The 8,485-nt window shown below is 59.2% G+C and carries 7 protein-coding genes and 1 pseudogene; 4 read left to right on the forward strand and 4 right to left on the reverse strand.

Translation table 11 applies throughout. The annotated features are described in order from the left end of the window. Positions 1-55: 55 nt before the first annotated feature. The 4 genes from MWC30_RS20350 to MWC30_RS20365 all read right to left on the reverse strand — a co-directional run bounded on the left by MWC30_RS20350 (position 56) and on the right by MWC30_RS20365 (position 4,767). Entirely contained in the window at positions 56-1,252 is a 1,197-nt protein-coding gene (locus tag MWC30_RS20350) for a diguanylate cyclase (protein WP_244086041.1), read from the reverse strand. Positions 1,253-1,290: 38 nt separating this feature from the next. Beyond that, entirely contained in the window at positions 1,291-1,776 is a 486-nt protein-coding gene (locus tag MWC30_RS20355) for a TIGR00725 family protein (protein ID WP_244086042.1), read from the reverse strand. Continuing rightward, the gene (locus MWC30_RS20360; protein WP_256461282.1) at positions 1,773-2,417 is read right to left on the reverse strand and encodes a protein-L-isoaspartate(D-aspartate) O-methyltransferase; all 645 of its coding nucleotides are present in this window, start codon (positions 2,415-2,417) and stop codon (positions 1,773-1,775) included. Before MWC30_RS20360 ends, MWC30_RS20355 begins: the two co-directional genes overlap by 4 nt. Before the next feature lie 412 nt (positions 2,418-2,829). Beyond that, positions 2,830-4,767 carry a hypothetical protein gene (locus MWC30_RS20365; protein WP_244086044.1) on the reverse strand — a complete coding sequence of 646 codons (1,938 nt, stop codon included), beginning with the start codon at positions 4,765-4,767 and terminating at the stop codon, positions 2,830-2,832. Between the two features lie 140 nt (positions 4,768-4,907). Between MWC30_RS20365 and MWC30_RS20370 the strand changes: the two genes are divergently transcribed. The 4 genes and pseudogenes from MWC30_RS20370 to MWC30_RS20385 form a co-directional block, all read left to right on the forward strand. Further along, on the forward strand, positions 4,908-5,198 hold the full coding sequence (locus tag MWC30_RS20370) for a FeoA family protein (RefSeq protein WP_244086045.1): 291 nt from the start codon (positions 4,908-4,910) through the stop codon (positions 5,196-5,198). A 117-nt stretch (positions 5,199-5,315) separates the two neighbouring features. Next, on the forward strand, positions 5,316-5,558 hold the full coding sequence (locus MWC30_RS20375) for a FeoA family protein (protein ID WP_244086046.1): 243 nt from the start codon (positions 5,316-5,318) through the stop codon (positions 5,556-5,558). Next, positions 5,555-7,792, forward strand: coding sequence for a ferrous iron transport protein B (gene feoB / locus MWC30_RS20380; RefSeq protein ID WP_244086047.1), 2,238 nt, complete (start codon positions 5,555-5,557; stop codon positions 7,790-7,792). The genes MWC30_RS20375 and feoB overlap by 4 nt, the downstream gene beginning before the upstream one ends. 352 nt (positions 7,793-8,144) lie before the next feature. Continuing rightward, positions 8,145-8,485: pseudogene (locus MWC30_RS20385) on the forward strand (3-dehydroquinate synthase); the annotation flags it as partial.

Below are 8,485 nucleotides of genomic sequence, written 5' to 3' on the forward strand. Positions count from 1 at the left end.
TCCGAGCTATCCCCGCCAGACGATACTCCTCCTTGCCGCATCCCTTTCACCACAGTCAAGACAGCTGGGACATCTTGAGCCTGTAAAGCTCCGTGTAGGCCGCGTCCAGCAGGTCCTGGGAACGCTCCGTTTTTTTGCTCAGGGAGCCGACTCCCATGATAGTCTGGAGCAGCACGACGGTGTTTTCATGGCGGAAGGGGCTCTTGCGGATGATCTGGGTCAGGTAGGGAATGACCTCGCGCGCTTCCTCCTCGCCGACCCCCGGAAGCACGACCACGAATTCATCATTGCCGTATCGCCCGAGAAAGCTGTCTCCGGCGGGCAGGGTGGCGTTCAGTAAATCTGCCGCATGCTTGATGAAAGCGTTCCCCATGTTGAGATGTTCCTGCACTTCGTGGCCGAGGTTGAGATGGATGATGAGCAGGGAAAGGGCGTCCCCGGTGCTCCGGGCCTTCCGGAATTCCTTTTCCAGGATGGTCTGGATCTGAAAATAGTTCAGCAGACCCGTCAGAGGGTCCTGTATGCTGAATTCCCTCACTCTTTCGTAGGCCAGGCAGTTGTCCATGCAAAGGGCGACTTTCATGCCCAGGTGCTCCAGGAGGTCCGTGCCGTCCTTGGGGCGGTAGCGGTCGGCGTCCGTACTGCCCAGGAACAGGCCTCCGAAAAGGATTTGATGCACTCTGAGGGGGATGAAGACGCCCGAACGGGTCGAGGCCACGTCAGGGGGGAGAAACTGCAGGAGCTCCTCCAGGGGCCTGTCCGCATCGTCCTCATCCTGGCCCTCTTCCCCAGGGGATAAAGGAGGTTTTTGAATCGATCCCAGGTGGTCGGGAGTCAGCAGAAAGGGCTTGGATGTTCCACAGCAAAGGGACGCGCCCAGCTCCATGGGAATCGGCAGCACCCAGGTTCCCTCCCCGATGGGGTCGCTTTCCACCGAAATCTCCGGAAAAAACCTTTCCAGGAGGTCCGGATGGCACAGGAGCAAAATGGCCTGATCCAGCTGGAAGCGGACTTTCAGCTCCTGGAGAAGCTCTTCGGCCAGCTGCGCCAGGTTGCGGGTGCGAAAAAGGATGCGCTCGATTTCCGCGAAGTGCCGCCAGATCGTCTCGTTTTCTGCTGCAGTTTCCGTCACGAACTGCAACTGCTTGCGAAGGAGCTCGTTTTCCTGCTGTACCTGGCCCAGGAAAGCCGAGACATCGGGCTTCCTGCTTCTGGATTTGGGGGCGCGACGGAACGAAGGCGACAACTTCATACAGGGGAACCTCGCGGATGAAAGCCGGCTGTCCTCACCTATACGGAGAGGCAGGGAGAAGGGGGTGACTCGATGAGCGCCAGTGCCAGGCGCACGGCTTCAACCGCGTCTTGAGCGGAAAGCACTCCCGGGATATGGAACTGAGGCTGAAGTGCGATGACTTTCTTCCCGATCTTGAGCGCCATGGCGATTTCCGACAGTGTTCCATACCCCCCGGCAATGGCGATGATGACTTGAGCCGTCTGCACAACGATCGCGTTTCTGGCCTGTCCCATGCCGGTGGCGATGGGAAAATCGATGTAAGGATTTGCGTCGTGGATGTCTGCCCCCGGCAGAATCCCGATGGTGGTGCCGCCCGCCTCCCTGGCGCCCCGGGCTGCCGCCGTCATGACGCCTCCCAGGCCCCCGCAGACAAGGATCGCGTCATGGCGTGCGATTTCCCGGCCCACTGCCTCCGCTGCTGCATCGGCGCCGGGCGAAACACTGCCTGTGCCAACCACACCAATGATCGGGCGCCGCATCATTCTTCCCACCCCCATTTTCCCACCAGGTTCACGAAGCGAACCCCGCCCAGGTTGGTTTTGCGAATCCCCTCCCGCACACGTTCCACCAGGATGAGCTCCTGGGAGAGGTGATCTCCCATGGGGATGACCAGCCGCCCGTTCATGGCCAGTTGATCGATGAGAGGCTGGGGAATTCGCGGCGCTCCCGCCGTCACGATGATCCCATTGAAAGGCGCTTCATCCGGCCAGCCCATGGTTCCATCGGCGACGCGCGTCACAATGTTCTTGTATCCCAATTTCTTGAGGATCTGGTTGGCGCGATGGGCCAGGGTGGGGATGCGTTCAACGGTGAACACCCTTTCGGCCAGCTCGGCGAGAACGGCGGCCTGGTAGCCGGATCCCGTGCCGATCTCGAGGACTTTTTCCGTCCCTTTGAGCTCCAGAATCTCCGTCATGAGTGCTACGATATAAGGCTGCGAAATGGTTTGTTTATCACCGATGGGGAGCGGGTAGTCATTGTAGGCCTGGTCTTGCAGGGCTTCGTCCACAAACAGGTGCCGAGGAACCTTGCCCATGGCTTCCAACACGCGGGGGTCTCGAATGCCCCGGCTCACGAGTTGGAGCTCAATCATACGGTCACGTGCTTTTTGAAAATTTACCATGCAAACATCGACCTTCACCGCTTCACTTCGCCCTTTTCCACGGGACTTACGCCGTCGGGAGGGCTACCTGGGCGTATGCGCTCAGGGGTAAGCCATTAGAAATTACCATACGCAGGAAAACCAATACGTTGTAATGGGAGCTCCGCCGTAATGCCTGCTGCCGCTCCGGGTACTCGCTTTCGCTGACAGCTGATCGCTAAAAGCGGAACGTCCCCTTCGTAGATGGCGCCGCAACCGGATGGAGAAACTCCCCCCGGAGATCGTTTAAGAACTAAGTGGAAAGCGAGAAGCTTGTCAACCGCTTTTTCATTATAATGCCCTTTGCCGTCGCAGCGTACGACCTCATGCTGTTTTTTTCCATCTCATCCGACGTTTTTCATGCTCCCGTGCCCTGATTTTCCGGCCTTCTCTCTCAAAAAAGATTCGCCCAGGCGAAATACTCTTTCGAAAGGCGTGTTTCCACAAGAGCGTTCTGCCCCAGGACCTCCCGCCGCAGGCGCTGACGCAGCCAGCTTCCGAAGGGATATTTCACACCCTGGAAGGCAAGCCAGGGAGCGAAGGGCTCCATTTCGCACTGCACCGAAAGGAGGGGAAGCACCTGGGTGCCCGCGTAGATGAAGCAAAGGTCGTCTTTCCACGAGGAGTCGTAAGTCTCGCAAAAATGGCGGGCGCTCCCCTGCAGGAGCTCTGAGAGGGCCTGCCGGTGGTAGGTGTCGCTGTGGGGTCGCAAGGCAAAGAGGCGCACCGCGTCGTGCTCCCTGCGGACGATTTCCTCGGCATCCTCTCTCCGGGTGCCTCCCCCGGGGTCGAAGATCCCGATTCCCCTGAACGGGCACCCCCTTTCTCGCAATCTCTGAAGGGTCAGCTGAAAACTGGGGGCGAGCGCATGGGCCGTGTCTTCCCAGAATAAAATGAGGGGCTGAATGCCGAACAGTTCCAGCCACTTGACAAGGGCTGGAAGGTATTCCCGGTCTTCTTCCCTGCGGGAGGAAATGAAGAACTTGTCGATCCAGGGAAGGACAAAGCACTCCAGTTGTCCGGCATCCAGCAGCCTCTGCCCCTGGCGCAGGAGCGCGACGAGGTGGAGGAGTCCCTCCCGCCAGCCAGCCAGCCGTTCGTGCCGCCACGCCTCAATGGCCCGGACGCTGAAGCGTTGGTGAGGGCTCACCATGCCCTGGGAGCTGTATCTCCCTCCCTCAGCCATTCCCTGGAGGGCCTTGCCGCCTAGAATGGAACGGGCTGCCACGACGTCCCTTTCCCAGCCCTCTTGAAAGGATCTGTCCAGGGTGGCCCGCACGCGGCTTTCCCAGCATGCGTGCAGGAGCTTGGGATGCAGGATGCGCTTTTCCCAGAGCCCCCACAGGTGCCCGATGGATTCGTTCCGCGGGGTGTCGGTTTTTATACGCATCGTCTGCAGGTCCCTGCCCACTTCTCCCTGGAAGGATTGGAAAAGAGCGGGGGTGGGAAAAAAACGACTGAGATCCTCATAAGCCCATCCGCCTGCTGCGGCGAGACTGGCGTTGTGCCAGCTCAGGACCACGCGCCGGGTAGACCGGCTGACATTGCGGGCCAGGGTGCGGACGCGGCGCAGCTCTTCGGCTTGAGCCCCCAGGAGGGTTTCAAAGGCCCGTAGCGCTTCAGATCCGGAACCACCCCAGAAGGACGAAGGCATGTTGAGGGCGGAGCCTGGAGGAACCGAGGGCCGGCAGGGGAAGAGGAGCGGCCGGGCGTGGAGGAGCCACGCGCCGGCGGGAAAAGCGCGTTGCTTGCCGCCCCGTCTCCTGCTCCTTACGTTATGAAGGTCCCGCAGGGTGATCCGGCTCCAATCGGGAGATTCGGGGAGGGAAAACAGCCTGGCTTTCAGCAGGCGCCATCGCCTTTTGAGTGTACTCCAATCCTTCGCATTCTTTGGATGTCCTGCCGGCAGTCTCACGGGCGGGATGTGCCGGAGGAAAGGCAGAAGGGGAGCCCGCTTCTGGAAAAGCTGGTCCAGGGCCTGACGCGGAAGATGCTGCAGGAGGCCGATAAAAAACTCGTGCTGCTCCCGGTCGCGTGGGATTTGCTCCGTGAGGGCGATGCGGTCCAGGAGAAGTTCCAGGAGGGGGATGGGGAGCCCGCCGGTGGGTTTTCCGGCGGCCATGAGGTGGCCGGTCAGTGCCTCGTGATATGCCTCTTCGTGGGAAACCGGGGGATGGAGCAGGAGGGAGAGGGCCGCCTCCCGGAGGTCCCTGCGGGCAGTTCGGCAGAGCTTCAGGAGCGTATCCATGTCCTGGGGGCTGGGGAACGCTCCGTTTCGGTATTTTTTGCCCAGGGCCGCAAGCACGGACGCGGGAGAATCGTCTGGATCCATATGTTTTCCCTTCCGAGAGCACAATGGCTTGAGGACTTGACAGAAGTCAAGGACTTCGGCTTTTAAAAAAGCTATTGACTGTATATAAAGTTTGGATTACCTAATTCCTGTATCTTAAACATGGCTGAGGAGGGGTTTTTATGCTGAACGGCTGGATGCGGAAGAAATGTTGTCCATGTGCCGTGCCGAAGGGTGCAGGGCAAAACCGTCTGCCGCTCTGTGAAGCTGCAACCGGGAAGCGCTTCAAGGTAGCCTGCATCGACGGGGGGCGACACTTGTGTGCACGGATGGCGTCCTTGGGGATTTACCCGGGAGTGGAAATGGAGCTGCTCTGTGCGGGATGCGGCTGCCCCTGCCTGGTTCGAGTCCATGGTAGTACCCTCAGTTTGGGAGCGGGGGTTTCGGACAAGATCTTGGTCACCGCCTCTTGACGAGACTTCAGTGCTTCGGAATAACGGAGTAAAGAAAAACGAGCGGTTGACACCAACCGCTTTTTTGGGGATCTCAAAGTTAGGACGTCCTAATTTTTTGATGAAAGGTGGAGCGAAATGGGGACGGTTCTCTTGCGTCATATGTTACCGGGCCAGAAGGGAGTGGTGACTCAGGTGAAAGCAGTGGGGGAGCTTGGGCGCCGCATACGCGATATGGGAATTGTGCCGGGGACTCCTCTTTTTGTTCAGGGCCGGGCGCCCCTGCTGGATCCCGTGGCCATTCGCGTTCGGAATTTCACTCTGACACTGCGCAACAATGAAGCGGATTATATTCACGTCGAGGTGGACGAAACATCATGAACAACGGCAATGAGCAATATTTGATCGCTCTGGCCGGCAATCCCAATTGCGGCAAGACCACTTTGTTCAATGCCGTGACGGGTGCACGCCAGCATGTGGGGAATTACCCGGGCATTACCGTGGAAAAGAAGGAAGGCTTTTATCAGCTCAATGGGAGCCGTCTGCGGCTGGTGGATCTCCCGGGGACCTATTCCCTGACGGCTTATTCCCTCGAGGAGCTGGTGGCCCGGGACTTCCTGGTCCAGGAACGGCCCGAGGTGGTTTTGAACATCGTGGATGCCTGCAACCTGGAGCGGAACCTTTACCTGACGGTGCAGCTCCTGGAACTGGGCATTCCTGTCGTGCTGGTGCTGAACATGGTGGATGCCGCCGAGTCGCGCGGCATTGAAATCGACGTGGAAGAGCTGTCCCGCCGCCTGCAGCTGCCTGTCGTTCCCACCGTCGCCCGCACGGGCAGGGGGAAGGACGATCTTCTGAGCACAGCCGCCCGCATGGCCTCCGAAAAACGTGGGTGGGCTCCCCTGCACATTTCCTATGGCCCCGACATCGATCCCGCCCTGGACGAGATGGAAAAGGAAATTGCCAGGCTGAGCTTCTTGACGGAAGCTTTGCCATCCCGCTGGACGGCCCTCAAGTACCTGGAAGCCGACGAGCAGGTCATTGCAAAAGGTCGGGAAACCCATCCCGAGCTTTCCTCAAGGCTGGAAGCCATCGCGGCACGATTGACCGATCATCTCCAGAAGACGTTGGAAAGCTACCCCGAAGCCATCATCGCGGACCATCGCTACGGGTTTATCGCCGCGCTGCTGAAGGGCGGTGTGGTGACGGAAAAAAATAAGTCCGACCGGCTCTACCTTTCAGACCAGATCGACCGGGTGCTGACCAATCGGCTCCTGGGCCCCGTCAGCATGATGCTGATCCTCTACATGGTTTACCAGTTCACTTTCAATTACAGCGCCCTTCCCGTTCAGCTGGTTGAATCGGCTTTCAGCATGCTGGGAAACAGGATGGACGCGCTGCTCCCCGAGGGGCTGATAAAGTCCTTGATTGTTTCGGGCATTATCGACGGGGTGGGTGGAGTCATCGGGTTCGTGCCCCTCATCCTGTTCATGTTTTTTGCCATCGCTTTCCTGGAAGACACGGGCTACCTGGCGCGTGTGGCTTACATGCTGGATCGGGTATTTCGCACCTTTGGACTGCACGGCAGTTCCGTCATGGCCTTCATCATTTCGGGGGGGATCGCCGGCGGCTGCGCGGTGCCGGGGGTCATGGCCACACGGACCCTCCGGAGCTCCCGTGAGCGCCTGGCGACGCTGCTGACGGCTCCCTTCATGAACTGCGGCGCCAAAATTCCCGTTTTTGCCATGCTCATCGCGGCCTTTTTTCCCAAAAACCGCGCGTCCATGATGTTTCTTTTGACTCTTCTTTCATGGATGGCGGCGCTTTTCCTGGCCAAGCTCATTCGGATCACCATTCTCAAAGGGCCGAGCACCCCCTTCCTGCTGGAGCTGCCTCCCTATCGGCTGCCGACCTTCAAAGGGCTGCTCATCCACACCTGGGAGCGCACCTGGCAGTATGTGCAGAAGGCGGGGACCATCATCCTGGCCATTTCCATCCTGTTTTGGGCCCTCATGACCTTTCCCGGTCTTTCGGAGAAGAAAAAAGTCCGCTTCGAGGAAGCGCGCCAGGAGATTTTGGCTGGCGTGCCCCCGGAGCTGAGGGAAATGACCGCCCGCGGAGCGCCCGAGGGCCAGACAATTCCCGCGGTGGTCGCGGACGCGCGCGAACGGATCCTCGCCCTGGACCATGAAGAGGCACAGACCGCCCTGAAGGATTCCTTTGCCGGGCGCATCGGAACAGCCATGGAGAGTGTCAGCCGCTGGAGCGGTTTTGACTGGCGCACCAACGTGGCCTTGCTTTCGGGTTTTGCGGCCAAGGAAATCATCATCTCAACCCTGGGAACGGCTTATTCCCTGGGAAAGGTCGAAACGGGGGATGATCTCTCCCTGAGCGAACGGCTGAGCAACGATCCCCTGTGGAATCCTCTGAAGGCTTTCGCCGTCATTGTTTTCATCATGCTTTACGCTCCCTGCTTCGCCACAATCACCTGTATCATCAAGGAATCCGGTGCGTGGAAGTGGGGCGTTTTTTCCATGGTTTTCAACACATCCGTGGCTTTCTTGATCGCGGTGCTCGTGTACCAGGGCGGTCGATGGCTGGGGTTGGGGACATAGGAGGGGGATCATGTGGCAAACCGTTGTGATTTTGGTTTTGTTGGCGCTGGTGTTGATTTATGTGGTACGGTATTATATTCGGGTTTTTCGGCCGGACGTTCCTTTGTGCTCGGGATGCACCGGCTGCTGCGGTGCGCAGCCCAAACCTGAGGGACCCGTTGAAGGGTGTGAGCGCGGAGGAGCGGAAAACTCCTGAAGAAAGAATTTTTGCGCTGTGGCGACCGGGGGACTTTTCCCTGCCTTCTTCGTGTCCTTCGTGAGCTTCGTGGTGAATCCATGCACTGCGAGGCTGGAGTGAGGCGGACCGGTGTGGCCCGAAACGATGGGACCGTTTGCCTATTGGGGGAGAAAGATGAACTTCACGATCCATTTGCCTGGCAGCTCAGCCAGGACATCCGAGGTGACCATCGGAGAAGGGCTTCTGGAGGATTTGCCCGCGGCGCTGCAATCCTACCTGGGAGACCGTGTCCCGTACTGGATTTGGGATGAAAATGTCTGGAAGCTCTGGGAGAAACGTATCGAAGATTTCGGTGGGCTGGACGTTTTCAAGAGGCGGTTGATCCTTTTCCCCGCGTCGGAGCCCAACAAACGCCTTGCGGCGCTGGAAGAGCTCGCCCGTGCCCTCGCGGTGGGGGGAGCCGCCCGTGACAGCGCTCTGGTGGCGGTGGGCGGTGGTGTGACGGGGGATGTGGT

Source organism: Desulforhabdus sp. TSK (assembly GCF_022836495.1).
Taxonomy (GTDB): domain Bacteria; phylum Desulfobacterota; class Syntrophobacteria; order Syntrophobacterales; family Syntrophobacteraceae; genus Desulforhabdus.

Bases quoted from the DNA above. Each gene is read 5' to 3' on its own strand.
- MWC30_RS20350 (WP_244086041.1), bottom strand. From the start codon at position 1,252: ATGAAGTTGTCGCCTTCGTTCCGTCGCGCCCCCAAATCCAGAAGCAGG.
- MWC30_RS20355 (WP_244086042.1), bottom strand. From the start codon at position 1,776: ATGATGCGGCGCCCGATCATTGGTGTGGTTGGCACAGGCAGTGTTTCG.
- MWC30_RS20360 (WP_256461282.1), bottom strand. From the start codon at position 2,417: ATGGTAAATTTTCAAAAAGCACGTGACCGTATGATTGAGCTCCAACTC.
- MWC30_RS20365 (WP_244086044.1), bottom strand. From the start codon at position 4,767: ATGGATCCAGACGATTCTCCCGCGTCCGTGCTTGCGGCCCTGGGCAAA.
- MWC30_RS20370 (WP_244086045.1), top strand. From the start codon at position 4,908: ATGCTGAACGGCTGGATGCGGAAGAAATGTTGTCCATGTGCCGTGCCG.
- MWC30_RS20375 (WP_244086046.1), top strand. From the start codon at position 5,316: ATGGGGACGGTTCTCTTGCGTCATATGTTACCGGGCCAGAAGGGAGTG.
- feoB (WP_244086047.1), top strand. From the start codon at position 5,555: ATGAACAACGGCAATGAGCAATATTTGATCGCTCTGGCCGGCAATCCC.